The organism is Alteromonas sp. Cnat2-8 (genome assembly GCF_022348355.1).
Lineage (GTDB): Bacteria > Pseudomonadota > Gammaproteobacteria > Enterobacterales > Alteromonadaceae > Alteromonas > Alteromonas macleodii.
In genome coordinates this window covers 236731-262651 of the sequence record NZ_JAKREX010000006.1, presented here as the reverse complement: position 1 = coordinate 262651, position 25921 = coordinate 236731, and the positions used below count along the sequence as shown (strand labels likewise).

Annotated in this window: 20 protein-coding genes; 9 read left to right on the top strand and 11 right to left on the bottom strand. The window is 44.3% G+C overall.

The window, feature by feature from the left end:
* Positions 1-34: 34 nt before the first annotated feature.
* Positions 35-2218 carry a 1,4-alpha-glucan branching protein GlgB gene (gene glgB / locus MHN00_RS17010; protein ID WP_239301904.1) on the bottom strand — a complete coding sequence of 728 codons (2184 nt, stop codon included), beginning with the start codon at positions 2216-2218 and terminating at the stop codon, positions 35-37.
* Positions 2219-2376: 158 nt separating this feature from the next.
* Positions 2377-4575 carry a 4-alpha-glucanotransferase gene (gene malQ, locus MHN00_RS17005; RefSeq protein ID WP_239301902.1) on the bottom strand — a complete coding sequence of 733 codons (2199 nt, stop codon included), beginning with the start codon at positions 4573-4575 and terminating at the stop codon, positions 2377-2379.
* Between the two features lie 235 nt (positions 4576-4810).
* On the opposite strand from malQ, the gene gap reads away from it, so the two are divergent.
* The gene (gene gap, locus MHN00_RS17000) at positions 4811-5806 is read left to right on the top strand and encodes a type I glyceraldehyde-3-phosphate dehydrogenase (protein ID WP_014976817.1); all 996 of its coding nucleotides are present in this window, start codon (positions 4811-4813) and stop codon (positions 5804-5806) included.
* Between the two features lie 188 nt (positions 5807-5994).
* Positions 5995-6846 carry a D-hexose-6-phosphate mutarotase gene (locus MHN00_RS16995; protein ID WP_239301900.1) on the top strand — a complete coding sequence of 284 codons (852 nt, stop codon included), beginning with the start codon at positions 5995-5997 and terminating at the stop codon, positions 6844-6846.
* Between the two features lie 122 nt (positions 6847-6968).
* On the opposite strand, the gene MHN00_RS16990 is transcribed toward MHN00_RS16995, so the two are convergent.
* The 5 genes from MHN00_RS16990 to zwf are packed head-to-tail and all read right to left on the bottom strand — an operon-like array spanning position 6969 to position 12593.
* Positions 6969-7613, bottom strand: a complete 645-nt coding sequence (locus tag MHN00_RS16990; protein WP_014949849.1) for a bifunctional 4-hydroxy-2-oxoglutarate aldolase/2-dehydro-3-deoxy-phosphogluconate aldolase — start codon at positions 7611-7613, stop codon at positions 6969-6971.
* 3 nt (positions 7614-7616) lie between these two features.
* Positions 7617-8570: a glucokinase gene (locus tag MHN00_RS16985; RefSeq protein WP_014998716.1), complete on the bottom strand. Its 954-nt coding sequence runs from the start codon at positions 8568-8570 to the stop codon at positions 7617-7619.
* On the bottom strand, positions 8570-10396 hold the full coding sequence (edd, locus tag MHN00_RS16980; RefSeq protein ID WP_014949851.1) for a phosphogluconate dehydratase: 1827 nt from the start codon (positions 10394-10396) through the stop codon (positions 8570-8572). Before edd ends, MHN00_RS16985 begins: the two co-directional genes overlap by 1 nt.
* Before the next feature lie 9 nt (positions 10397-10405).
* Positions 10406-11098, bottom strand: coding sequence for a 6-phosphogluconolactonase (pgl, locus tag MHN00_RS16975; protein ID WP_069944511.1), 693 nt, complete (start codon positions 11096-11098; stop codon positions 10406-10408).
* Between the two features lies 1 nt (position 11099).
* Positions 11100-12593 (bottom strand): glucose-6-phosphate dehydrogenase, encoded by a 1494-nt coding sequence (zwf, locus tag MHN00_RS16970; protein ID WP_014949853.1) that lies wholly within the window; start codon positions 12591-12593, stop codon positions 11100-11102.
* Positions 12594-12877: 284 nt separating this feature from the next.
* On the opposite strand from zwf, the gene MHN00_RS16965 reads away from it, so the two are divergent.
* From MHN00_RS16965 to MHN00_RS16955, 3 genes are all read left to right on the top strand, one after another.
* Positions 12878-13729, top strand: coding sequence for a MurR/RpiR family transcriptional regulator (locus MHN00_RS16965; RefSeq protein WP_014949854.1), 852 nt, complete (start codon positions 12878-12880; stop codon positions 13727-13729).
* 238 nt (positions 13730-13967) lie between these two features.
* Complete coding sequence (gene pyk, locus MHN00_RS16960; RefSeq protein ID WP_239301898.1) at positions 13968-15404, top strand: pyruvate kinase; 1437 nt, start codon at positions 13968-13970, stop codon at positions 15402-15404.
* 195 nt (positions 15405-15599) lie between these two features.
* A complete protein-coding gene (locus MHN00_RS16955) occupies positions 15600-16508 on the top strand; it encodes a 5'-methylthioadenosine/S-adenosylhomocysteine nucleosidase (protein WP_239301897.1) in 909 nt (302 codons plus the stop codon).
* Positions 16509-16585: 77 nt separating this feature from the next.
* Here MHN00_RS16955 and MHN00_RS16950 read toward each other — a convergent pair whose 3' ends face one another.
* Complete coding sequence (locus tag MHN00_RS16950) at positions 16586-16963, bottom strand: hypothetical protein (RefSeq protein WP_014949857.1); 378 nt, start codon at positions 16961-16963, stop codon at positions 16586-16588.
* Between the two features lie 466 nt (positions 16964-17429).
* Here MHN00_RS16950 and MHN00_RS16945 point away from each other — a divergent pair, with 466 nt between their 5' ends.
* Positions 17430-18671, top strand: coding sequence for a putative DNA modification/repair radical SAM protein (locus MHN00_RS16945; protein ID WP_239301896.1), 1242 nt, complete (start codon positions 17430-17432; stop codon positions 18669-18671).
* 16 nt (positions 18672-18687) lie between these two features.
* On the top strand, positions 18688-19494 hold the full coding sequence (locus tag MHN00_RS16940; protein WP_239301895.1) for a TIGR03915 family putative DNA repair protein: 807 nt from the start codon (positions 18688-18690) through the stop codon (positions 19492-19494).
* A 135-nt stretch (positions 19495-19629) separates the two neighbouring features.
* On the opposite strand, the gene MHN00_RS16935 is transcribed toward MHN00_RS16940, so the two are convergent.
* The gene (locus MHN00_RS16935; RefSeq protein ID WP_014976823.1) at positions 19630-20238 is read right to left on the bottom strand and encodes a BON domain-containing protein; all 609 of its coding nucleotides are present in this window, start codon (positions 20236-20238) and stop codon (positions 19630-19632) included.
* 666 nt (positions 20239-20904) lie between these two features.
* On the opposite strand from MHN00_RS16935, the gene MHN00_RS16930 reads away from it, so the two are divergent.
* Complete coding sequence (locus MHN00_RS16930) at positions 20905-21888, top strand: endonuclease/exonuclease/phosphatase family protein (RefSeq protein ID WP_239301894.1); 984 nt, start codon at positions 20905-20907, stop codon at positions 21886-21888.
* A gap of 17 nt (positions 21889-21905) precedes the next feature.
* Here MHN00_RS16930 and MHN00_RS16925 read toward each other — a convergent pair whose 3' ends face one another.
* Positions 21906-22454, bottom strand: coding sequence for a hypothetical protein (locus MHN00_RS16925; protein WP_239301893.1), 549 nt, complete (start codon positions 22452-22454; stop codon positions 21906-21908).
* Between the two features lie 555 nt (positions 22455-23009).
* Here MHN00_RS16925 and MHN00_RS16920 point away from each other — a divergent pair.
* Positions 23010-23993 carry a galactosyltransferase-related protein gene (locus tag MHN00_RS16920; protein ID WP_239301892.1) on the top strand — a complete coding sequence of 328 codons (984 nt, stop codon included), beginning with the start codon at positions 23010-23012 and terminating at the stop codon, positions 23991-23993.
* A 117-nt stretch (positions 23994-24110) separates the two neighbouring features.
* On the opposite strand, the gene MHN00_RS16915 is transcribed toward MHN00_RS16920, so the two are convergent.
* The gene (locus MHN00_RS16915) at positions 24111-25859 is read right to left on the bottom strand and encodes a hypothetical protein (protein WP_239301891.1); all 1749 of its coding nucleotides are present in this window, start codon (positions 25857-25859) and stop codon (positions 24111-24113) included.
* Positions 25860-25921 lie beyond the last annotated feature (62 nt).

Below are 25921 nucleotides of genomic sequence, written 5' to 3'. Positions count from 1 at the left end.
TATCTCTTCACTGGGGCGTGTCGCCCTAGTCGGATTAATCCACATTGGCAACATAAAATACCGTGGCTAGCGGCGGTAACGTGATTTCTGCAGAGTGAGTACGCTCATTCCAAGGTATGGTTTGCGTATTAACAGTAGAAGCAACGTCGTAGCCGCTACCCCAATATGCACCATCATCAGTGTTTAGTGCTAGCGTTAGCGTGCATGCATCATCTACGCCTATTCTGAAGTTCTGACGTGGCACAGGCGTAAAATTAGATACCACATATACTTTTTGCTTCGCATCTTTTGACATGCGAACAAATGAAACCACGCTTTGGTCTGCATTATTGTGGTCCAGCCAAGCAAAGCCCCCTGGTTCGTGGTCTTGCTCGTAAAGCGCTGGCGTAGACGTATAGAGGTTGTTGAGCGCCTTATAAAGCGCTTGAATGCCTTTGTGTTTTTCGTAATCGAGCAAGTGCCAGTCTAAACTACTGTCATGGTTCCATTCTCGTGCCTGCGCAAGCTCGTTCCCCATAAAGTTAAGCTTCTTGCCGGGGTGACCGTACATAAAGCCCGCGTAACAACGCAGGTTAGCAGCTTGCTGCCATTCATCGCCAGGCATTTTATGCAGCATACTGCCTTTGCCGTGTACCACTTCATCGTGCGAGATAGGCAGCACAAAATTTTCGTCAAACGCGTAAACCATGCTGAAGGTAATATCGCCATGGTGATAGTTGCGATAGGCGGGGTCTTTAGCGATGTAGTGTAATGAGTCGTGCATCCACCCCATGTTCCACTTAAAGCCAAAGCCCAAACCACCATCAAATACTGGGCGAGAAACCTTGGGAAACGACGTTGATTCTTCGGCAATTGTCATGGCGTCTGGGAAGTGCTTGTACACTTCTTCATTCATCCATTTCAGTAAGCTGATGGCTTCGTAGTTTTCGTTGCCACCATCCACATTCGGGATCCACTCTCCGTCATTGCGTGAATAGTCGAGATAAAGCATGGATGCCACTGCATCAACCCTGAGTCCATCAACGTGAAATTTGTCTAACCAAAACAGTGCGTTTGCAACTAAAAACTGACGAACTGTGTCTTTGCCGAAATCGTAAATGCAAGAATTCCAATCCGGATGCCAACCTTTCCTCGGATCTTCATATTCATAAACACAAGAACCATCAAATCGCGCCAAGCCATGGCCGTCTTCCGGGAAATGTGCAGGTACCCAGTCGATAATTACGCCTATACCTGCTTGGTGAGCCTTATCAACAAAGTATTTAAATTCATCTGGGTTTCCAAATCTACTCGTTGGTGCGAACATTCCCACGGGCTGATAGCCCCACGAACCGTCGAAAGGAAACTCGGAAATAGGAAGCAATTCAACGTGAGTGTAACCCATATCGCTGACGTAGCTTATTAAGTCATCGGCTAGCGCTTTATAAGTAAGATAGCGCGCATCAGTTTCAATACCCGGGCGCTTCCAAGAGCCAAGGTGCACCTCATAAATGCTCATTGGGCTGTTGTATTTATTTCCCTTTCGCTTTTCCATCCATGCACTATCATTCCACTCATAGTTATTGTGGTTGTAAATTTTCGAAGCATGAGAAGGATACTGCTCTGCGCTGAAGCCAAGTGGGTCAGCCTTGTGCGGTAGGTCGTGGCCGTGTGCATCTTTAATGTGGTACTTGTAGCGCTCTCCCTCTGCGAGTTCTGGCACAAACAGTACCCAGTATCCCATAGAGGTCTTTTCCATAGGATGCGTGCGGCCATCCCACTGATTGAAATCGCCAATGAGCGACACCGTACTCGCATTGGGCGCGAAAACGCAGAACCTGACACCTTTTATCGCATCGCCTTTTGAAGAAGCGAGTGTTAAAAGTTGCGCGCCCGCTTGCTCATACAAGTTTGAAGGCTTGCTATCGATGTAGTGTACCGCATGATACGCCTGCTCGGAGAATTGATAAGGATCGATATAGCCCTTATCGTCATTCAAGCCTTCGGCGATAACGCGATAAACCTCACCCTGATATTCTTTAGGCAGTGGTGTTTCAAAAAGACCATTTTTGGAGGTAACGGTTACATTTGCTAGCGCTGCATTCTCCCATTCAATCGTTATCTTGCTGGCATTAGGACGCCAAACGCGAAGTACCGACTTCTGCTGATTTTTAACTACACCTAAATGGGAAAACGGCTGAGAACATAATACCTGTTCAAACTGCTGCGCTAATTGCATTCGCTACTCCTAGTAAAAACCCGCATGGCAGCGGGTTGAATTGTGAGCTTAAATGCGTTGTATACATTTAAGCTCTATCAAGTACCGTCTTGGTACTTTATCTTACTCGTTTAAGTTACCCAGGCAACCGCCTATTATCATTTCTTTGATAATGGTAATTAACCCTGACTTGCTTGCTTTCTGGCATGAGTAAGTTTAGACGCCAACTCATTTATATCATGTCTATCGAACATCGACTCGATATTCTCTGTGAGCTTTCTTCGCCAGTTTGGATATTCGTCAAAAGTACCAGGAATATTGACCGGCTTATCCATTTCTAACCAGTCTTCCAATTGCAGGCTCAATAATGCGCTCGAGCCACCTGCCATATGCACCTGCATACCGTTATTCAGTTCGCGATTCATACCCGTATGATTAACATCGCGGCCTACATTGTCGCCAATTGAACCGTGGCCGTGCAACGTATCAAGTATTGCCTGTTTATTTTCATGACGATCCGTATAAAGCGTTTGAAGGATCTCTTCTGTTGGATAAAGCCCTATTTCTTTGCCTAGCTCTAAATCTAAACAGTGCCAGTAACCAATCAGCGTTGGCATATCGTGAGTAGTCAACGTTGACATAGACTGAACAGGGTAATGGCTAGGTGAGAAGAAACCGCCGTCTTCCGCTTGTTCGAAGAAAAATACGCGGTATGAGTACACGCCATTATCAGCAAGCTTGCTGCGAATTTCTTCGGGTACAGTACCCAAGTCTTCACCGATAACCAGGCTCTGATTGCGGTGACTTTCTAACGCTAAAATACCGAGTAAATCGTCTACAGGATAATAAACATAGCCGCCATCTTTAGCGTTATCGCCTTTCACAACCCACCATAAACGCAGCAACGCCATGACGTGATCGATACGCAATGAGCCTGACGACGCCATGTTAGACGCAAACAAGTCAATAATAGGTTGGTAACCCTGTTCATACAGCTTACGAGGGTCCATAGGCGGCAGCCCCCAGTTCTGGCCTAGTGGGCCTAAGATATCCGGTGGAGCACCTACGCTTGCGCCTGTGCAGTATAGGTCTTTGTTACCCCAAATTTCTGCACTGCCTTCACTCACGCCTACCGCCAAGTCCCGATAAAGACCAATGGTCATGCCTGCATCAGTAGCTTTGTTGCTTGCAAGCTCAAGCTGTTGGGCGGCAATCCACTGTAGGAACAAGTAAAATTTGACGTCTTGTTCGTTTGCACTCTTAAACTTAGCCACGGCTGGGTTGTAATAGTCTTTGTATACTTGTGGGAATACCGGCCATCCCCAGCTGTCTTTACCTTCAGCTTTTAGGTGCGATTGCAGGGCGTCGTACACCGCTAACATATCTAAGCTTTCACCGCCCGCTTCTACGAAGGCTTTAAACGCCTTATTTTGCTTTGTGCTTTTACGAAGGTATTTGGCATCGTAAACATCAAATACTGCTTTAAGCGCAGCCAGTTTCACATGGGCGACTGCCTCGTAGTCTACATGTTCTACGTTACGTGCATGTTCAAGCGTGGCTTTAAACTCATCACTGCTCACTACCGCTTGTACTGATGCATCGTCATAGCCGTCAATGGCAGTCACATCGATATACAAATAATTAAGCCAGCGACGTGAGCTTGGCCCATAAGGCGAGCACGCGTTGGGATTTGCAGGGTAAAGCGCATGAATAGGATTAAGTCCGATAAAGTCTGCACCAACGCCAGCGGCTTTTTCAATAAGCAGAGCTAAATCAGAAAAATCACCAATCCCCCAGTTCTTTTCACTGCGTACACAGTAAAGTTGAACGCTCAAGCCCCATATTTTTTTGCCTTCTTTAATTTCGTTTGGCGTGTAGCACGCTTCTGGAGCCACAATTAAGCGAGAACGCGCAAACTCATCGTCATCAGCGCTTAAGGCTACATCGTGATAACCAAGGGGCAAATCTAAAGGCAGTGTTACTACGTATTCATGAAACTCTACATCATCGATATGCGCCATCGTCGTCATTTCTTGGTCAACTGGCGTAAATTGATGAGTGAGCACGTCACCATTTTCACAGGTGACCGTGAGCGTGTGATCATCGTTCACTAACTCGATAGGCAAACGAACAGCTAGATTAATTTCTTGGGTATTGCGAACTACTTGAACAGGATTTAACGGCGACAACCATACCGACTTTATATCTTGTGTAATTTGTGACTGAATTTTTTCATCACTGCTGGTGTCATAGCCAAGTGTGTTAAGCAGTTTTGCTTTACTTGATTCTGCGATGGTTGCTGGCTTTCCCCATGCGTCGACGTATTGGGTTTCAATTCCCCGCATTTCAACCAGTTGTTGCAGAAGTTGTTGTGTCATGGTGTGTCATTCCTGTTATTCGGTAAAAGACGCAAAGCAAATTAAGCATAGTGCGTCTACAAACAAATTTTTAACATTATTCTAGAAACAAGGGCTTGGCGATATCTGAATACGATTGCAATAGCACTTATTCGTAATTTTGCAACACTTTGGCTTTTTATTTTGCTAATTATGGCATTTTGATCCATACTTTACGTAATTTATTTTCATTTTATTTAAATAATCGGGGTACGTTATGACAATTCGCATCGGTATCAATGGTTTTGGCCGTATTGGACGCCTAGTAATGCGTGCAGCAGCAGAGCGCAACGACATCGAAGTTGTTGCAATAAACGACTTACTAGACACGGACTACATTGCTTATCTATTGAAATACGACTCGACTCACGGTTTATTCGACGGTGAAGTTACAGTAGATAACAATAGCCTAGTTGTAAACGGCAAAACTATCCGCATTACATCTGAAAGAGATCCAGCTGCACTTAAGTGGGATGAAGTAGACGTTGACGTAGTTGTTGAATCAACAGGTCTGTTCCTGACCAAAGAAACTGCCGCGAAGCATATCGAAGCTGGCGCGAAGAAAGTTGTTATGTCTGCACCTTCTAAAGATGACACGCCTATGTTCGTTATGGGTGTTAACCAAGAAAGCTACGCTGGCGAAACTATTGTTTCAAACGCGTCTTGTACAACTAACTGTCTTGCTCCACTTGCCAAAGTGCTTAACGATAAATTTGGCATTGTAGACGGTTTGATGACAACGGTTCACGCAACAACTGCAACACAGAAAACGGTAGACGGTCCTTCAATGAAAGACTGGCGTGGTGGTCGTGGTGCTGGTCAGAACATCATTCCATCATCAACCGGTGCAGCAAAAGCAGTAGGTAAAGTTATCCCTGAGCTTAACGGCAAGTTAACAGGTATGGCTTTCCGTGTACCTACGCCAAACGTTTCAGTAGTAGACCTTACTGTAAACCTTGCGAAGCCTGCTAGCTACGATGAAATTTGTGCAGCAATGAAAGAAGCTTCAGAAGGCGAGCTTAAAGGTATCATGGGTTACACAGAAGATGCGGTTGTGTCTAACGACTTCCTTGGCGACGCTCGCACATCGGTATTTGACGCCACAGCAGGTATCGCACTTACTGATACATTCGTTAAACTCGTTTCTTGGTACGACAACGAATGGGGCTACTCAAACAAGGTTCTAGACCTTGTGGCTCATATTTCTAAGTAATTAACTTTATTAAGCGAAAATAGTTAAACTATTCACGCTAAAGTTGAGTTAATCTAAAGGTGTAAACACGGCGTTTGCACCTTTTTTGTTTTTCGTGGTCGTAAACACGCATAATAACGATATTCCAGCGACATACGCTTTCCCGTCGCTTACCCTTTGTTGTTTTCTTATTAGTCCAAGGAGGGCTTATGCCACCTGTGAGTTCAGTTACCGTTAGTGAGTCTAATGGACTTACCTTTTTAGACGTAGATAATGCGTTTGCCTCTGCGCGTATTAGCCTATTTGGCGGTCATATCTTGTCATATGTGCCTAAAAGCGATGGCAGAGAGCGTCTTTGGGTGAGTCCCCATGCTTACTTGAACGGAGAGCGACCTATTCGCGGTGGTATTCCGGTGTGCTGGCCTTGGTTTAGCGATGATCACGGTCGAGAAAAAGGTGCCCTCCCCGCTCACGGCTTTTTGAGAACACAAGTGTGGAAGCTGATTAATTCAGAAGATACAGAAAGCGGAACAACGATTACGCTTTCGCCAAGCTTTACCCGAGCAGAAGGGTTTGAGAATGATTGTAACGTGACCATGGTAATTACCGTTGGTGAGACGATGGACGTTGCGTTAACTACAGAAAATACGGGTGTTGTACCATTCGAATTTAACTGTGCGCTACATACATATTTCCACGTTGACCACATTCAACATACCCAAATAACTGGAATTGAAGGTCAATATAAAGACAAACTTGACGACTGGGGATTAAAGACGACACCGAGTCCTTACACCATCACAGGCGAAACGGATCGCATTCATGTTGCGCCGATTAAAACGGCAGAAATTGAAGTCGAAGGCAACGCGTTCACGGAAGTGGTATCCGACGGCAATGACTCTTTGGTAGTGTGGAACCCGTGGTTAGGCGCAGCGTCTATTTCAGACATGGACCCATTTGGCTATAAGCATATGTTGTGCGTAGAAACATCGCTAACTCAGGGAAAGACACTGTCCCCCGGTGCTAGCCACACACTGAAACAAACTATTGTTCCGAAGTAAATTATTTGAAGTGCAAGCGCAATTTCGCTGACACTTTGGAAGGTAGACAGTCGCAGTTCACGATCAAGAGATATAAAAAAACCTGCCAATGAGCAGGTTTTTTCATTTAAAGGTTCAGCAAATTACTGTTTAGCACCCGCAACAGCTTCTTTTGCTAGCTGCGTAATACGCGCCCAGTCACCTGATTCAATTGCGTCGTCAGGGGCAAGCCACGAACCACCTACACATTTAACGTTGTTAAGCGCTAAATAGTCATTGTAGTTGTTTGGACCAATGCCACCCGTTGGGCAAAACGTCACATCAGGGAAAGGACCACTGATTGACTTAATAGCTTTAACGCCACCTGAAGCCTCTGCTGGGAAGAATTTCATGTGGGTATAACCCGCATCTTTACCCTTCATCAAATCAGAAGTTGAAGAGATACCAGGGATAAGTGGAATTTCTGAGTCCATACCCGCTTTTAGCAAATCAGCCGTCATACCTGGGCTAATTGCGAACTTAGCGCCAGCTTCAACTACCGCTTTAAGCTGCTGGGCGTTAGTCACGGTTCCAGCACCAATTAGCGAGTCAGGCACTTCTTGTGCAATTCGCTTAATCACGTCAATAGCAGCAGGGGTACGTAGCGTTACTTCCAGTACTTTAATACCACCTTCCATCAGCGCTTTTGCCAGAGGAACCGCTTTTTCTACGTCATTGATTACCAAAACAGGTACAACTGGACCGGCCGCAAAAATTTCCTCTGGAGAGTATTTCCATTTCGTTGTCATAATTTAGCTCGCTGTATTTTGATTCAGATATGCAGCCGCACCCAATAGACCATGATCAGGTTCTGCAATTAAATAGGTGGGAATGTCTTTCACGTAGTGCTTCATTTGCCCTTTCGCTTCAAAACGCGCTCTAAAATCGCTGTTTTGAATAAATTCAGGGAAACGGTTAGCAATGCCACCACCAATGAAGATGCCGCCCGTGGTTGCCATGTTAAGTGCTAAATTACCCGCAAAACTTCCCATAATTCGACAGAATTGAGTAAGCGTTGCTTCAGCAATTTTGCAGGTACCGTTTAGCGCAGCGTCAGTTATTTGAGCGGGCTCGGTAAATACGACTGGCGCTGAAGCCTGATTGGCTAGCGCAGTATAGATATTGTGTAGACCACGACCAGACATCACTTCTTCTGCAGAAGCACGCCCTAAGGTAGATTGAAGGTGACGCCATACAACAACATCGGTTTCATCTACCGGTGCAAAGTCTACATGACCACCTTCTCCGTCTAGCGTCTGCCAACCGGTTGAGGTCATCGTGATATGTTCAACACCTAATCCCGTACCTGGCCCAAAAACAGCGATATTGCCATTTTCTTTCGCTGTGCCTTCACCAATTTGCACCACTTGCTCTTCGCCTAATACAGGCAATGAGTGCGCTACGGCAGTGAAATCGTTAATAACGAACAACGCATCTAGTTTAAGCTGAGAGCGAAGCGCATTTTGCGAAAATGCCCAGCTGTGATTCGTCATCTCGACTTGATCGCCCAATACTGGACATGCAATAGCAATACAGCCCTGCGAGAAGCTGTATTCCGGCATGTCGCTAAAGTATTGTGCAATAGCAAGGTCAATGCTGGCAAAATCATTACACATGTATTTCTTGATGTCGGCCACACCTGATTCGGTTACCCTTGCAACGCGAATATTCGTACCGCCAACATCAGCCACAAACTTCTGGCTCATTATGCTTGCTCCTGCGTGTAAAACAGTGAACATGCACCCTCTTCTGCACCTGTCAGAATAGCGCGCATACCCGCAAACATTTCACGTCCCATTCCAACGTGATGCTTAGCTAAGTTCGCTGGCGCTGCTTCACGTGCAGCTAGTGTTTCATCGTCCACATGCAGTGTTAGTGCACCAGTTTGTGTGTTTAGCTCAATAATGTCGCCCTCTTGCACTTTAGCAAGTAGACCGCCTTTATAAGCTTCTGGAGTCACGTGGATAGCTGCAGGAACTTTACCCGATGCACCAGACATACGACCGTCAGTAACTAGCGCCACTTTAAAGCCGCGATCTTGAAGCACACCAAGAGGTGGCGTTAAGCGGTGAAGTTCTGGCATACCAATCGCTGAAGGACCTTGGAAGCGAACAACTACAATGCAGTCTTTGTCTAACTTGCCAGACTTAAACGCGTCATCGAGTTCAAACTGGTCTTCAAACACAACTGCTGGTGCTTTGATATTACAGTGAGGCGTGCGAAGTGCTGAGGTTTTAATAACGCCACGACCAAGATTGCCGTCAAGCACACTCAAACCACCATCTGGCTTAAACGGTGCGTCAACAGTTGCTAGCACTTCTTTATCAAGGGATTCAGTTGGGCCGTCTCGCCATTCTAATTCGCCGTCTTTAAGCACAGGCTCTTTAGTGTAGAAGTCTAAGCCTTCACCACAAATAGTCTTAACGTCGTTATGAAGTAGACCCGCATCAAGCAACTGTCTAATTAGCAATGACATACCACCTGCTGCAACAAAGTGGTTAATGTCAGCTGAGCCATTCGGGTAAATGCGAGTAAGAAGAGGCACAGCATTAGAGATGTCTGAGAAGTCGTCCCAATTTACGATGTAACCTGCAGCGCGTGCTACCGCAATAAGGTGCATGGTGTGGTTAGTAGAACCACCCGTAGCAAGAAGACCTACAAGGCCGTTCACAATGGCTTTTGCATCTACAATGTGACCAATTGGCGTATAGTTGTCGCCAAGGTCAGTTAAGCGTGTTGCTTGAACCGCAGCCGCTTTTGTTAGCGCGTCGCGCAAAGGTGTTCCCGGATTAACAAACGACGAACCCGGAAGGTGCAAGCCCATCATTTCAACCACTAGCTGATTCGAGTTTGCCGTTCCATAGAACGTACAGGTACCCGCAGAGTGGTAAGATTGAGATTCAGCTTCAAGCAACGCGTCACGCCCTACTTTACCTTCGGCAAATTCTTGACGAACACGGGCTTTTTCTTTGTTTGGAAGACCCGATGGCATTGGACCTGCTGGCACAAAAACGGTTGGCAAATGACCGAACGTTAGTGCGCCCATTAATAGCCCAGGAACGATTTTGTCGCAGATACCTAGCATCAGTGCGCTATCGAACATGTTGTGAGAAAGCGCAATGGCAGCCCCCTGAGCAATGTTATCACGGCTCATTAGGCTTAAGTCCATGCCAGACTGGCCTTGTGTAACACCATCACACATAGCAGGTACGCCACCTGCGAACTGGGCTACGCTGCCTACTTCTTTCACTGCATCCTTAATGAGCGCAGGATACGTCTCGTAAGGCTGGTGCGCTGAAAGCATATCGTTATACGCAGACACAATTGCCACGTTGGCTTTGGTCATTGAACGAAGATCTGATTTTTCGCTTGTTCCACATGCTGCAAAGCCGTGAGCAAGGTTACCGCATGACAACACACCACGGTGTGGTCCTTGACGTCGTGCACTCTCAATTTTTTCTAGATACGCCTTACGCGTTTCTTTACTACGCTCGATAATTCGTTGCGTAACTTCAGCAATTTTTGGATTCATGTTTGTCTCCTATGGCGCCCACATCAAAGTAACCGGCGCGCGGTTAACTACGGCGGTGATGGGCTTTTGCGCTTCGGTGGCATTTTCAATAGCATCAAGTAAGACTTGTTTTTTCTTCTCGCCTGTTAAATGCAAAAAGATATTACGGCTATTGAGTAACGCTGGTAGCGTTAATGAAATACGTTGATGAGGTGCTGTTGTAGGTTGAACAGCGATGCAGGTTCTGCCGCTGCTCATATCTAAGCCGTCAAGTACTTGTTCAGAGCAAGGGAAAAGCGATGCAGTGTGACCATCTTCCCCCATGCCAAGAATCAATGCATCAAAAGGTTGTGACATGCTAGCCAGATTTGACTCTGCGGCATTTACGCCTTCGTTTGCATCATTAGCATCGCTTTTCAATTCGATAAAACGAGCTGCTGCGGCTTTATTTTGAATTAGATTATTTTTGACTAGGCTGGTGTTGCTGGCCTCGTGGCCCTCTTCAACCCAGCGCTCGTCGGCAAGGGTGATATCAACCTTATCCCACTCAAGTTCGGTTTCACTTAGTTGTTTAAAAAGCGCCAGCGGTGTACGACCACCACTAACGACAAGCGAAGCTCGACCGCGAGTTTTAATACCTGTTTTTAAAATGCTGACTAAGTCTTGCGCAAATGCATCAGTCAGCGCATCAGGTGTTTCAAATGATAGAGTTGTTAACGCCATATTACTTTTTCTTCCCTGTTTTGCTCTCGTACCAGCTGCGATTTTCGCGAGCAAGAAGACCTATAGAGTCTACCGGCCCCCACGTACCTGCTTGATACGGTTCTGGCGGCTCGCTCGATTGCTTCCACGCTTCAAGAATTGAGTCTACCCACGTCCAAGCTTGCTCAATTTCGTCACGACGAACGAATAGCGCCTGATTACCCAACATAACTTCAAGAAGGAGTTTTTCGTATGCGTCAGGAATACGCTCATCGGCAAACGCTTCAGAGAAACTTAGGTTTAACTTGGATTTTTGTAGATCCATAGAGCCTGAGCTGGTTAAGCCAGGTACTTTATTCATAACGGTGATTTCTACACCTTCGTCTGGCTGTAGACGAATAACGAGCTTATTGGGTGGGAGATTCTTGAAGCTGTCACCGAACAAGTTGTGTGGCTGACGCTTGAAGTAAATAACAACTTCACTCACCTTAGTTGGCATGCGCTTACCTGTGCGTAGGTAGAACGGCACACCAGCCCAACGCCAGTTGTCAATTTCCGCTTTAATAGCAACAAAGGTTTCGGTTTTACTTTGCGTATTAGCACCTTCTTCTTCAAGGTACCCAGGCACTTCTTCGCCCTTCACGAAACCAGAGGTATACTGACCGCGTACTGTGCTGTCATTAATATTAAACGAGTTAATCGGACGAAGCGCTTTAAGCACTTTCAATTTTTCGTCACGAATGCTGTCAGCGTCGAGCGTTGTCGGAGGCTCCATCGCTACCAAGCTTAGAATTTGTAGCAAGTGGTTTTGCACCATATCTCGCATTTGACCCGCGTCGTCAAAGTAACCCCAACGCCCTTCAATACCCACTGACTCTGCAACTGAGATTTGAACATGGTCAATGCAGTTGTGGTCCCAGTTAGTAGCAAAAATAGAATTGGCAAAACGCAGTGATACTAGGTTTAGTACTGTCTCTTTACCAAGGTAATGGTCAATGCGGTAAATTTGCTTTTCGTCGAAGTATTCTGCAACTTGCTCATTGATCACTTTTGACGATGCCAAATCGTGACCAATTGGCTTTTCTAGCACAACGCGAACGCTTGAGTCGATAATCTTGCAGCTATGCAGGCCACGACAGATATCACCGTATATCGCCGGTGGCGTCGCTAGATAACACACCATGGTGCGGCTTGGGTCAACGTGGTCGTCTAATACGCAATAGCTTTCAACGTCCTTCATGTCTACGCATGCATAGTGCAAACGTGCTTTCATTTTTTCCCAAGTGGCTTCACACAAGTTCTTCTCGCCAAACTTGATTAGGTTGGCATGAACTTCTTCAATATAGGCATCCAGCTCCATTTCTTGACGCGCAACACCCACAATAGTGGTGTCTGGGTGCATCAAGTTTGCTTTTTCAAGCTGATATAAAGAAGGCAACAACTTGCGTCGTGAAAGATCTCCCAGTGTACCGAAAAGTACAAAATCACAGGGTTCGTAGGAATTATCCAATACCATATTCGTCGACCTTTTAAATGTATGTGTCCGCGGCGTATTGTACAGTTATTTACAACACTAACGACTATTTTTACCGTATAGTTAACACCAAATGTAGTAAAATTACAACTTGTACCAACTATAGGATCTGAATCTTTACTGTTTCCCTCAGTTTACCCTCATTTAACCCGATTGAAATAACAAAAATTGTCAAAAAATTACATTTTTCTTGTCACAGACGTCACATTGGGTACTATTACGGGTGTACCTTACAATAAATTGTGCTAACTAATTGCTATATCTGTATGAACATTTTAGAAAAAATCACACAAAACCAAGCGGCATTCAGTAAATCTGAGAAAAAGGTAGCTGAAGTAATTCTAGCTAACCCACAAACGGCCATTCATTCGAGTATAGCAACCCTCGCTAAGATGTCGGATGTTAGTGAGCCTACCGTAAACCGTTTCTGCCGAAGACTTGATACTAAAGGCTTCCCAGACTTTAAACTGCATTTAGCGCAGAGCCTGGCTAACGGCACGCCTTATGTAAACCGCCATGTTGATGAAAACGACAGCCCAGACGAATATACCAATAAGATATTCGAATCGACCATGGCGTCCCTGGAAGTGGCGCGCCAATCTGTGGATGTGAACGTGGTAAATCGCGTTGTTGATTTACTTACACAGGCACAGAAAATTTCATTTTTCGGCTTAGGCGCTTCAGCTTCAGTGGCACACGATGCACTAAATAAGTTTTTCCGCTTCAATGTTCCAGTGGTCTACTTTGAAGATATTCTGATGCAGCGCATGAGCTGCATGAACTGCTCAGATGGCGATGTTGTTGTATTGATTAGCCACACGGGCCGAACTAAAAGCTTAGTAGAAATAGCGCAAATTGCCCGCATGAACGACGCTACTGTAGTAGGAATTACCTCAGCAGATAGCCCGCTGGCACAGGAATGCAGTTACGTGTTATCGCTGGAAGTACCAGAAGATACTGATATGTATATGCCTATGGCCTCTCGCATCGCGCAGCTCACGCTAATTGATGTACTGGCAACCGGCTTTACACTGCGCCGCGGCAACAAGTTCAGAGAGAACCTGAAGCGAGTAAAAGATACGCTGCGTGGTTCACGTTATGAAAAGCGTGGTGAGTAATTTTCTTCCCACGCGATCAAATAAGAACCACTTACCGTAGCAATATTGGTTCAATAAATCAGCGAAAACGCCTAACTGGTCGAGCCAGTTAGGCGTTTTTGTTTATTTCATTCACATTTTTGTCAAATTCAACTATTATTCTGTAATAAAATTACGTAAAGCGATTACAGGCATACCGTATAAACGCGTAGCCTATCACTCTTTGTCTTTTCTAACTTAGAAACAGCGACGGAATCACATGACCAGAAGAACGAAAATTCTTGCCACCCTAGGACCTGCAACCGACTCACTTGAAAAGATTCAGGCACTTATTGCCGCAGGCGCAAACACTGTGCGCATGAACTTTTCACACGGACAAGCCGAAGATCACATTGAACGTGCAAAGCGCGTTCGTCAGGCAGCAAAGAACCTAGGTAAATACGTAGCGATTTTAGGTGATCTTCAGGGCCCTAAAATCCGTGTTGCTCGTTTTGCCGAAGGTGCAGTTCGTTTAGAGGTAGGTGCAAAATTCATTCTAGACGCTGAATTAGGCCGCGACGAAGGTGATATTAATCAAGTAGGTATTGATTACAAAGCGCTTCCTGATGATGTATCAGCAGGCGATATTCTGCTTCTTGATGACGGCCGTATTCAGCTTCGAGTAACTGGCGTTGAAGGCCGCAAAGTGATTACTGAAGTAACAGTAGGCGGCAAGCTTTCAAACAATAAAGGCATTAACCGTCAAGGCGGTGGTCTTTCTGCAGATGCACTTACCGAAAAAGACAAAGAAGACATTAAAATCGCCGCGAAAATTGGTGTTGATTATCTTGCAGTGTCATTTCCTCGCAGCGGCGCAGACTTGAACTACGCGCGAGAACTTGCCGAAGCAGCTGGCTGCTACGCAAAAATTTGTGCAAAGGTCGAGCGTGCTGAAACGGTGGCGTCTGACGAAGCCATGACGGATATCATCAGCGCTTCAGATGCGGTAATGGTTGCTCGTGGTGACTTGGGTGTAGAAATTGGCGATGCGGAACTTGTTGGTGTTCAAAAGAAACTGATTGCCCGTTCTCGCCAGCTCAACAAGGTTGTGATCACCGCGACGCAAATGATGGAGTCGATGATTGACAGCCCTATGCCTACACGTGCAGAAGTAATGGACGTTGCGAACGCTGTACTAGACGGCACTGACGCGGTAATGCTTTCAGCTGAAACAGCGGCGGGTAATTTCCCTATTGAAACAGTTGCAGCTATGGCTCGTGTTTGTGAAGGCGCGGAAACACATCCTAGCGTTAAAATTTCCAAGCACCGCATGGATCAGCAGTTTTCTTCTACTAGCGAGTCAATTGCTCTGTCTGCGGTTTACGCCGCGAACCACTTGCCAAGTGTTAAAGCGATTGTAGGTTTAACTGAAAGTGGAACTACACCAACGTTAATGTCTCGCATTACTACATCTCTGCCAATTATTGCGATGTCTCGTCACGAATCAACGCTTAACACAATGGCGCTTTGCCGCGGCGTTAAGCCGGTTTTCTTTGACTCTTCAAACAGTGAACCTGGCAAATTGAAGTACGATGTCATTGCATCACTTAAAGAGAAAGGGTTAGTGAAAAGCGGCGACAGTATCATCCTGACTTACGGCGATGAAATGGAAAAAGTGGGCGCGACCAATACCCTTAAAATCGTAGAAGTCGAATAGCAACGTATACACTATTAAAGCGAAGCAAATGCTTCGCTTTTTTTTGCCTGTAATTTACTAAAGCAGTGGTAAGCTGACGCTTATAATTAGAGCACTCAACTAAGTCAGTATCAAAATTACAAAAAACATATCCAACCAAACAACGAGAATTCGTTAACACTCCTCGGGACAACAACGACAAAAATAAGGATAGAAATGCAGCTCATTTTCAATCGCTACACACGTTTTTCAGCAATTATAACGCTCTTGGCACTTTTCACTCATAGCGTATGGGCAAATACACAGCACGTACACACCATGAAGCGTGTAGAAGTAGCTTCACAGAACGCTCCATTACAGCCAATAATGATTCAAGGCCCCATGCCCATTGAAGCTGAATACTTTGCTGCGCTTTTGTATAACACTACAACAGAGTATTCAGGTAATGCCGTATTCTATAAAGGGACACTAGACGGGTATCCCATTGTTGTAGCTAAAACCGGTAAGGGTTTAGAAAATACAGCGGCCGCCACCGCTATTGGCATAGAGAGATACCACCCTCGCCTTATCATCAATCAGGGAACATCAGGTGGCCACGATCCTTCCTTAAAAGTTGGTGATATTGTTCTTGGCGAACGCAGTATTAATGCATCCAATTTTAAAACGCCCAAGCTGGCTCAAGGAGAAGGTTCTCAACCGTTTAATTGGCTGCCGATGGATCTTATGGCGTCAGAAGGCAGCGCGGGAGAAGGGAGTAGCGCTAAGGACGCAGAAAAGTTGCGTTTTTATTTAGGAGACAAACAGCTCATCAACCTAGCTCTATCGCTATCCAAGCAGTACAAACGCGGGAACGTCGTTAAAGGTACGATTGGCAGCGGTAACTTTTGGAATAACGAATTAGATCGAATAGCATGGCTTCATAAGAATATGGGAACGAGTGTGGAAGAAATGGAAACCGCTTCTGCAGCGCAGATTGCACATGCCTACCACGTTCCCTTTTTAGGTATTCGCGTATTGTCGAACAACATTACCAACCATGGTGAATATGACCCAACCACGGCCAAAGATTGTCAGGCCTTTGTTGAAAAAGTGGTAAGAGCTTATATTTCTGCGCTGTCGGAATAAATGTGGAAAACACTCAAACGAAAAACGCGCCCTACATTGTAAGAATGTAAGGCGCGTTTTCATGTATAGCCTTTGTATTAGATTGCTTGAGCGGTATAAGTTTCCGCATCTTGACTAACATCATTCGCGTATTGAGTAAGATGATGATTTAGAATATTTTCAGCGCGCTCAACAAACTCATCACGCTTAAATTTCCAACCTCTTAAATCGGCTTGCTTAGCCTGTGCAATGTAGTGCTCTAGACGCGTTTTTCTCAATAGATGTGCCTTTTTCGACAAATCAAATTCTACCAATGAGAAGTTGCGCTGTACTTTTTGAATATCCATGTGAACGGGGCGCTGTTCGTCATCAGCTGATGCTTGGCTTACGGATAGCTTTCCTTGCCCAATTACACCGACTATAACAATGATTGCTGATACCACTAAGCCTGAATAAACCCACTTTAAAAAGTTCATGCCCCACTCCTTGAACGATTTTGCACTTGTATCGATAAGCTCGCTACAATCCACTTAATTAAAACTATTTATCACCAACGTATTGAGTCATTCGACTTTTTAAGTTTCTAGCTTTCACGTTGCAGCAGATGTTTTCTGCCTGACAATACAAACTTTCGTCTATTCAATACATCAAGTAATTCACTCATATCTACTTCACTATATGCACCTTCCACACCATATAGTTAATCTTTATTTTTCAGTAATTTAGACCAACCCAAAACATATACTAAAGTTGTATAAGGTACTTTCTACACACAGCAAGATAAAATTTTCCTTTCAAATTTAATAAACTCACCCCTCCAATGCTGTACACTTATACAGTACCAAGATATACCACAACAAGCGATGTACTGGACTGGTATGGAATCTTGTTTTTTCAGACCGTCTACCACGTACATTTGCCTAGAGAAAGTGACCATTTGCGATGCATGACAAACTTATTCAAAAACTCGAAATTCTTTCAGATGCCGCTAAGTATGACGCTTCTTGCGCAAGTGGCTCCGCCGGTAAACGAAAAGCAGGTAAAACTGACAAAACAGGAATAGGTTCGCTCACAGGAGGGTCAGGGATATGTCACAGCTTTACCCCTGATGGTCGATGCGTATCATTACTTAAGATCCTAATGACCAACTATTGCATATACGATTGCCATTACTGCATCAATAGGGCGTCTAGCAACGTTCAACGAGCGCGTTTTACCGTTAAAGAAACAGTTGATTTAACGCTTAATTTTTATAAGCGTAACTACATTGAGGGATTATTTTTAAGTTCCGGTATTGTCGGCTCTCCTGACCTGACTATGGAGAGCATGGTACGCATCGCGAAGTCTCTTCGCGTTGATCACGGATTTAAAGGATACATTCATCTTAAGACCATTCCGAATGCATCTCCTGAACTACAGGCTGAAGCTGGCTTATATGCCGATAGGCTAAGTATAAACATCGAAATGCCGACGCAAAATTCGCTGAACAAATACGCCCCGGAAAAAGACCTTGGTGAAATTCACGGTTCAATGAATACATTGAAAGACAAAATAAATGAACACAAAGTAGATAAAACCTACTCGGGTAAACGTCCACCTCGCTTTGCTCCTGGCGGACAGTCCACTCAGATGATCATAGGAGCCGATGACTCAAATGATAAAGTTATCCTTGGCACGAGTGTCAAACTGTATGGTCAACAAAAATTGCGGCGCGTTTATTATTCTGCATTTTCGCCCATCCCAGATGCGTCTGAAGTCTTGCCTCTTAAACCGGCACCACTTATCCGTGAACACCGACTTTATCAGGCCGATTGGCTCCTGCGCTTTTATGGATTTGGTTTAGATGAAATCGTACACAACGACATGCTAGATATGGAGCACGACCCCAAGCTTGCGTGGGCGCTACGCAATCGCCACATATTTCCCATCGATTTAAACAAAGCTGACAAGCTACTTTTATTGCGAGTTCCTGGACTGGGAGCACGCACAGTACAAAAAATTCTGGCTATTCGACGTTACACGAAGCTTAGCTGGTTCGATCTCACAAAAATGCGTTTACCCTTACAAAAATTAAAACCGTTCATTACTGTTAGCGATTATTCCCCCGCTATACATTTGCTCGATAGCAGTAACTTTGAACAGCAATTTAAACAACCAAAACAGTTTGAATTGTTCAGCGCCTAATCTAATTGGTACCGCAATGAAAAAAGTAACAATTTCATCAGTGCCCGGATACGACGAATGGCGAAAAGCATCGAGAGAATGTCTAGCCCAACACATACCTCCCGAGAACGTTACATGGCAAACTTCGCAATCTAACCAAGACGACTTGTTTGCCGTGACCGATTCGGCCAACGCTATTGGTGAAAGCCAAACGAATTTCAGAATTCCCAGATCAGTTTTAACGCTGTTGAAGTATGCGTTATGCCACCAAGCCCCCGATCGTTTCGCTTTATGTTACCGCGTTTTATGGCGAGTAGTTTTCGAAAACAGAAACCTTATTCACTTAAAAACTGACGAAGATGTGTTGTGTCTCAACGTGCTGGCTAAAGCAGTAAAACGCGATGCATATAAGATAAGTGCTTTTTTGAGATTTCGAGAAGTCGTACTTGACGGACAAGAGCATTTTATTGCGTGGTATGAACCAGAACACTTCAGCTTGGAAATGAAGCTCGATTTTTTTCAGACGCGTTTTAAAAATATGTGTTGGTCAATACTTACCCCTTATCGAGCTGCGCATTGGAATACTAAAACACTTGTTTTGGAAGATAATCCTGACCCTAGTATCATTCCAAATGATGACAGAATTGAAAAATACTGGCTTACGTATTATGCAAATATATTTAATCCTGCCCGCGTAAAAACAAAGGCAATGTTAAGTTCAATGCCAAAAAAATACTGGAAGAATATGCCTGAGACGTCGCTTATTAACGATATGATACGCCACTCGGATGCTAGAGCACGTAAGATGATACTAAATGGAAAAAAGGTGGAGAATGGTGAATGAGTCCTCCTGACAAATATTAGCAGCTGTGCTTCCCTTGTTTTTTGCGATTTGGAAAGCTCTGTAAAACGTGACCAGAAAAAAAGGGGCCGAGGCCCCTTTTTTGTGTAAAGCAACAATGATATTAGTTCATCGATATTAGTTCATCGCAGTTTCAGTAACTACACGAAGGTTGCTTTCAACATCTTTTACGTCAGATGCATTCTTGGCAATTTCCACAGCTAGATCACGCTCAGCATCAGAATCAACGTCGCCAGTCAGTGTTACTACACCGTTTTCTACGTCAACATCGATGTCGAAACCTGAGATATCGGTATCCATAAGAAGACGGGTTTTGATTACTGTGGCGATTTTGGCGTCAGTTAACTCGCTTGTGCCTTCGTCAACAGTATCTTCCATGTCATCTGACATGTCGCCTTCCATATCTTTGTCAGAGACAACCGTTAGCTTATTGTCTACAGACGTTACACCGTCAATATTCGCTACTAGCTCTTCCGCTAGCTTTTTATCAACAGAGTTCTCAACCTTACCAGTAAGAACGACATTACCATTTTTAACGTCAGTGTTAATGTCGAATGAATCAAGGTTACCATTGAACAACAGCGTTGCTTCTGCTTTGCCATCAATCCATGCGTCTTTGGCACCTTTCTCCCATTTATTACTTGTGCTGTCTGTGTCCATATCACCTGCATATGCAGCTGTAGTCAAAGTTGTAGCAACAATCATAGAAATAAGTGAACGTTTCATAACATTTCTCCTTTGTCGAAACTCGTAGATAGTCATGCCAATTCCTTGCCAACAAAATAAGACATTGTTTTATATGATAAATATTAATATCCAGGGCTAGTTAAGTAAGTTTTGTTTTGCAAACTTTGCCTTTGTTTGAGAACTTTTTACTTAATTTTGTTAATGCCCAAAACTCGTCAACTTCACTTAAGAAAAGCACCTATCAATTGTACTAGGGGATAACTTTTTGTCGTTGGCCGCCGCTAAGTTGCAGTGATACTTAGGTTAAACTTATTTCACAAAGCTGCCGTAGTTATAACGATTTGTATCGCTTCACTGGGGCCTGTTGACCTTTGTTGTACATTTTTGCAGCGGTCTGTGTGCCATCTAGACAAGGCGAATGTTTGACGGTTTAGTGGTTCTAAATCGAGAACATTCAACGCAGTATAGATGGCACAAAGGCGCTGCCCGAAGGGGTCGTTATGGAAGCCTTTTACTCTTTGTCACAGTCCTTTAACTTAGCCCGCTAGGCTTGCAGGACTGTTTCGCGATTAAAAGGCTTCCATTTAGACCAAAATTTGTACACCAAAGGTCAACAGGCCCTAGCTATAGTCATCAATTTAGTTTTGCAGACAGAAGCAACAGGTGGAGTGTTTTTCGTTAATTAAACTCAAGGACCAACTAGACATGGATACTGCACTTACTGCTGTTTCAGTCTTATTTATAGCCGTAAGCTGGGCCCCTTTGCTTCCTTCTTCTCATTGGTTAGTAAGAGTGTGGGAATTTCCGCGACTACAAATAGCAGCTATCATTTCTTTGTTAATTGCTGGGCATATTTTTGAATCAACCTATTACGCACAGATAGATAGCCTAGCAGTAATTATTGTCGCTGGATTAACAGTTAGCCTTATTTATCAGGTTATCTGGATCATTCCTTATACCCCTCTGTATAAAAGAGATGTTAGGCACGTCGAGGTTGAGAGTGCGAGCCAAAAGCTAAGTGTTTTATCAAGCAATGTGTATATGCCTAATGACGATTTTCGCAAGCTCATTGAACATGTACGTAATAAGCAACCTGATTTTCTCGTAACGTTGGAATCTAATGAAAAGTGGCAGAAAGGCATCAGTGAAATTGAATCTGAATACCCGTATCGTAAATTTTGCCCACTCGAAAACCTCTACGGTATGCACCTTTATAGTAAGCTTCCCTTTGAAGAGGTCTCATTGCGATTTCTAATAGAAGAAGATGTGCCGTCTATGAAAGTTAAAATCAATCACCACGGACAAGATGTCACGCTATATTTTCTTCATCCAAAACCACCAAGCCCAACAGAAAACACGTATGCAAAGCCCAGAGACGTAGAACTTACTGTTGTGGGGGAAGAAATAGCTGAAACAGAGGGCCCTATTGTCGTCGCTGGCGATCTTAACGATGTGGCTTGGTCACCTACTACCAGAAAGTTCAAGAAAATAAGCGGACTTTTAGACCCACGAGAGGGGCGCGGTTTTTTCAATACATTTCACGCGAAATATCCTTTAGTGAAATGGCCGTTAGACCACGTATTTCACTCGGAACATTTTGCATTGGTCAATATAGAGAAGCTTGAAAGCATAGGCTCAGACCACCACCCGCTTTATACCGAACTAGCGCTAATCACGGACAAGGAGTAATACTCAAGACTGTAAATCTAATGAGAGCTACGGTGTTTGACACACCACATGAGGCTATCACACGCCTCTTCACGCTTTTTAAAATGGGCTAGCCCTATTAGCTTGTTATCCCGAGGCCAAACCGCTTGGTTTAGCACCTCTTGATCTTCTGCCGATAGTTGTTCGCTATCTAACACAATCTCTACCGCTTTTTTGTTGGGTTTTATTAATGTGGGGTTAGCTTCCTTGACCAGAGCAGAGTTCACACAAATATACTCTCTCTTAACAGGGTCTCTCACCACGCCGATGTAGTTGTTGTCGCAAATTATAGCTGGCCAGCCTTCCGTTATTCTGCTCTGTCCAAACATTACGAGTGTAAAAGCAACAAGAACGAAAAGTGTTAAACCGATAAATTGAACGCTCAAATCTGGTGCTACGCTTACAATAACGCCGACAACAGCTGCGAAAAATATCCAGCCGCCAAATACCCTGCGCATAGCATTTGGTGAGATACCAGATATAACATCAACCACCTTTAATGATTGTTTGTCATAGTGTCGAATAAATACAGACGATTGTGATTCCACAGCCTTTGTCCACCAGAAAAAACACGAAATTCAGAAATTAATACGTTACAAGTAAGGCTGAAGATTTACCTACACTCTGAGTGAGTAAAAACCAATAATATGAGATTAGTTCTACTCGAAAGAAAACGTGTTAAGCAATATTTGTAGGAATATTTAAACTATTGAATTGTAATGTTTAACCTACTAACCAAGCATATCAAAATATGTGGGAACGGCAAAGCAATTACGCGCTAGATGCACAGTAAAACAAGACTTATGAAAAGAAGCGTCATGTTAATCTGCAAATTAGAACAGACCACCAAAAATTAACATAAAAAACTGCTGTTGGCCTCCATACATTCGTTTGTAAATTTTTCTCTCACTTTGCACCTCTTGCTTGCCTTGGCGCTCAACCATTGCTGAAAATTCTCGAAAACAGAACTTCAAAATAAAACTTTTAGATGATAATCAACAACTTACAAAACAGGAACACTCTTTGCTTCTACGAAAGTATAACGTTCAACGTTTCATGTCGTCGTTATTACAGGTTCAACAACTTAGAAAGGGAGGAAGAGTATGCGTTCACCAATAAGTGCAGTAACTATTGTTAAGAGCAGAACTGAGAAGCTGACCAATTTGATAACTCAGTTAGAGCAATGCTCTCCTACGCCAGATGAGCTAGTCATTGTTTGGATGGCACCTCCTTCTGATTTGTCACTCGTACGCAGTGACAAATTCGACATTGTTCACAAGTTTGTGACTCAAGATGCTCTTCCGATAGCGAAAGCGCGCAACAAGGGTATGTCAGCGGCCAAGCACGCGAATTTAGCTTACCTAAACGTAGACGCAGTTATTGCCCCATCGCTTTTTAGAGATGGCTTGCTTGCGCTTCGTGACAACACCGTAGTGTTTACATCAGTGGTGTTTTTACCCAATGAGCGCTGCAGTAAGCCCTACCGACAAATTTCAAAAGATGAAAAAGAAATCGGTTATTTAGCAAGTAATGACGACACGTTACCCGAAGACGACAATAACGAAATACCTTCAAGAGATCAGGAAATTAATCATGGAAAGTTTAGTGACGATAGTATTTGTTCTACAGTGTTTTTTATTCGTAAGGCAGACTTTCAGAAAACCGGCGGCTTCGATGAAGGCTACGCGGGTTTCGGACTAAACGACGAAGATTTCTTCACTAACTGTAGAGCATTAGGGTTTTCGTTAGAGCAACTGCCCACGCGAACATTTGCACCACATCGCCCTAATTATCAATGCCCGATAAATCACCTTTTAGACTTTGTTCATAATGCGCAGCGTTTTCACTCGAAGTGGGGATTTTACCCATGTGTTAATGTATTGAACGCGTATGCAGACCAAGGCTTTATTAATGCTGACTTCAAGCAAAACGGCATTAAGATCAAGCATCTCCCCCAGCAGGTAGAGGAAGACAAGGCGGACGCGCCGGTTGAGACGCCAATGGTAACGAACGCTCAGAACAATATCGCGTTCACATCTTTTCATTCCCCAGAGAAAGAATCTGGCCTTCTGAGCACTTCAGCTTAAGCGATCTTGCATTATGGCGGGAAAGCCCTCGAATTAGATGCTCGCGAGCAATAGAAAGCTCGCGAGCGCAGTAATTGTTAGATATCAAACTTTGCGCCTGAAGGCATCTACTACTGGCTACTGTTGACGCGCTTCTGCAATGGCGCTTGGCTTTTCTTGTTGCCAGTTAAGTCGCATATCCCACTTGAAACGATGTTCAGGCTTAAGCGGTGGCTGTTCGGCATCAATAGTGCTTAACACATTAGTCGCCTTAGTCAGCGTTGCGTCGCGACCGAACAAATAGCTTTGCTCTTTCACTATGGTCAAATACGCTTTGTTCAACGCATACGCGCGCTCTGGTGAAGGAGTAATGATGTCGTACACTGACTTGGCACGTTGCACTTCTTCTACCTTGACCATGCCTTTTTCATCAAACCATTTGGCCAGCATTTCTCCGTTTTGACGGAACTCATCGCCACCGCCCACGCGCTCCATATAAGTAAGGAACTCGCCTTTTTCCTCGTTGATATTTGGCACATCTTCAATTTCACGCAGGTCTATATAGCCCCACCCTGCTTGTCCGGGAACTTTCCGTGCAAATGAAAATGTTTGGTCGAAGGTTGACCCTACTGTTTTGTGACAGCCGTTACAAAACGCAAGCTCTTGATCGTGCTGTGCACGAAGTTCGCCCTGCTCATTTTCAATGAAGCCATTAATTGTCCAGCCAAAGCCGTTGTCTATTCCTTTTTCACCTAAGTAGCGGGTTTGAGGCAGCTTTTCAAAATGCTTATCTTTTGCTTCCGCATAATAGGCAGATGCTAAGCTTTCTCTGCTTCTGAACATATGCTTTTTCATGTAGCGCACTTCCTTCATACGCGGCGCGTTATAAATATTCCCGTTTTCATCCACGCCAATGTAGCGCACGGTATGTAAGAATTCTGTACCTTCGGGGTAAAGCATGTGCACTAGCGGAACATCGCTTGCGTCGCCAACATAATGCGACAAACGAGCGACTTCAGTCACTGAATTGGTAAGTTTTCCGTCTTGGTTTACGTCAAGGTTCAACGCTAATTCGTTGACCGGCGCCACAGTTAACGTATCCAGCTTTTTAAGTGCCATTTCAACCAAGCTTAGGTTCAATGTATAGATAGCCTTATTATACTTGCCTTTTAGCGTTTGAAAGCTTTCAGGAAGCCTGATCATAGCATCCCCAGTTGACCCGTTAGTCGGCCAAAAAGTACTTGGGAAAGGCTTGTAATTATACGACACCCATCCACTGCCATCTTTAGCAAACCCGTCGCCATCAAATGCCTTGTCAGCGGCGCTCAAATTTTCAATACGCATGTAGTCTGGCATGGCGTCATTGTTAAGCGAAGCGGTATAGTTGTCTTGCGCTATATATTTTTTAATCGTGGCATCATCAATGCCCGCAATTAGTGATGTACGGTCAATAAACAGGTTTTTCCAGCTGTTTGTTAACCCTACGTCAGAAAATTCGTAGTTGCCCTGTAACGTGCCATCGCCCATTTGATTAGGACGCTTTTCCATTGAATCGTAACTTTGGTGGCATGCATAACATGGGTTGTTAACACCTTCTGTTTTGGTGTAACACTGGGGAGGAATAACCGATTCAGGGTTATACACTTCATCGTGTTCAATATATGCCAGAGCGGGAATAGCATCGCCTTCTTGATAAGGATAAGCGTGGGTGCTGTCGGTCTTTTCGTGAGTAGAAGTAGGCAGTTGTGTGTCAACTGTAAAGCTTGTTGAGTTTTGCTCATAGTTTGACTGATTGTTCACGTCAGTACCCGTGTTATCAGTACATCCTGCACTGATAAGTAGTGAAAGCAGAATGCCTACACCTGAAGTTATTTTTAACATTTTCATAATCTTCACAACGGAAAAATCCGGGTACATAAGTGCCCGGAGTATTTTTAAATTAAAAAGAA

Coding starts and splice junctions, on each gene's coding strand:
- MHN00_RS16915 (WP_239301891.1), bottom strand. CDS start 25,859: ATGAAAATGTTAAAAATAACTTCAGGTGTAGGCATTCTGCTTTCACTA.
- zwf (WP_014949853.1), bottom strand. CDS start 12,593: ATGGTATTGGATAATTCCTACGAACCCTGTGATTTTGTACTTTTCGGT.
- MHN00_RS16940 (WP_239301895.1), top strand. CDS start 18,688: ATGAAAAAAGTAACAATTTCATCAGTGCCCGGATACGACGAATGGCGA.
- MHN00_RS16930 (WP_239301894.1), top strand. CDS start 20,905: ATGGATACTGCACTTACTGCTGTTTCAGTCTTATTTATAGCCGTAAGC.
- malQ (WP_239301902.1), bottom strand. CDS start 4,575: ATGACACAACAACTTCTGCAACAACTGGTTGAAATGCGGGGAATTGAA.
- MHN00_RS16945 (WP_239301896.1), top strand. CDS start 17,430: ATGCATGACAAACTTATTCAAAAACTCGAAATTCTTTCAGATGCCGCT.
- MHN00_RS16920 (WP_239301892.1), top strand. CDS start 23,010: ATGCGTTCACCAATAAGTGCAGTAACTATTGTTAAGAGCAGAACTGAG.
- MHN00_RS16985 (WP_014998716.1), bottom strand. CDS start 8,570: ATGAGCCAGAAGTTTGTGGCTGATGTTGGCGGTACGAATATTCGCGTT.
- glgB (WP_239301904.1), bottom strand. CDS start 2,218: ATGCAATTAGCGCAGCAGTTTGAACAGGTATTATGTTCTCAGCCGTTT.
- MHN00_RS16990 (WP_014949849.1), bottom strand. CDS start 7,613: ATGACAACGAAATGGAAATACTCTCCAGAGGAAATTTTTGCGGCCGGT.
- edd (WP_014949851.1), bottom strand. CDS start 10,396: ATGAATCCAAAAATTGCTGAAGTTACGCAACGAATTATCGAGCGTAGT.
- pgl (WP_069944511.1), bottom strand. CDS start 11,098: ATGGCGTTAACAACTCTATCATTTGAAACACCTGATGCGCTGACTGAT.
- pyk (WP_239301898.1), top strand. CDS start 13,968: ATGACCAGAAGAACGAAAATTCTTGCCACCCTAGGACCTGCAACCGAC.
- MHN00_RS16995 (WP_239301900.1), top strand. CDS start 5,995: ATGCCACCTGTGAGTTCAGTTACCGTTAGTGAGTCTAATGGACTTACC.
- MHN00_RS16950 (WP_014949857.1), bottom strand. CDS start 16,963: ATGAACTTTTTAAAGTGGGTTTATTCAGGCTTAGTGGTATCAGCAATC.
- MHN00_RS16965 (WP_014949854.1), top strand. CDS start 12,878: ATGAACATTTTAGAAAAAATCACACAAAACCAAGCGGCATTCAGTAAA.
- MHN00_RS16935 (WP_014976823.1), bottom strand. CDS start 20,238: ATGAAACGTTCACTTATTTCTATGATTGTTGCTACAACTTTGACTACA.
- MHN00_RS16955 (WP_239301897.1), top strand. CDS start 15,600: ATGCAGCTCATTTTCAATCGCTACACACGTTTTTCAGCAATTATAACG.
- gap (WP_014976817.1), top strand. CDS start 4,811: ATGACAATTCGCATCGGTATCAATGGTTTTGGCCGTATTGGACGCCTA.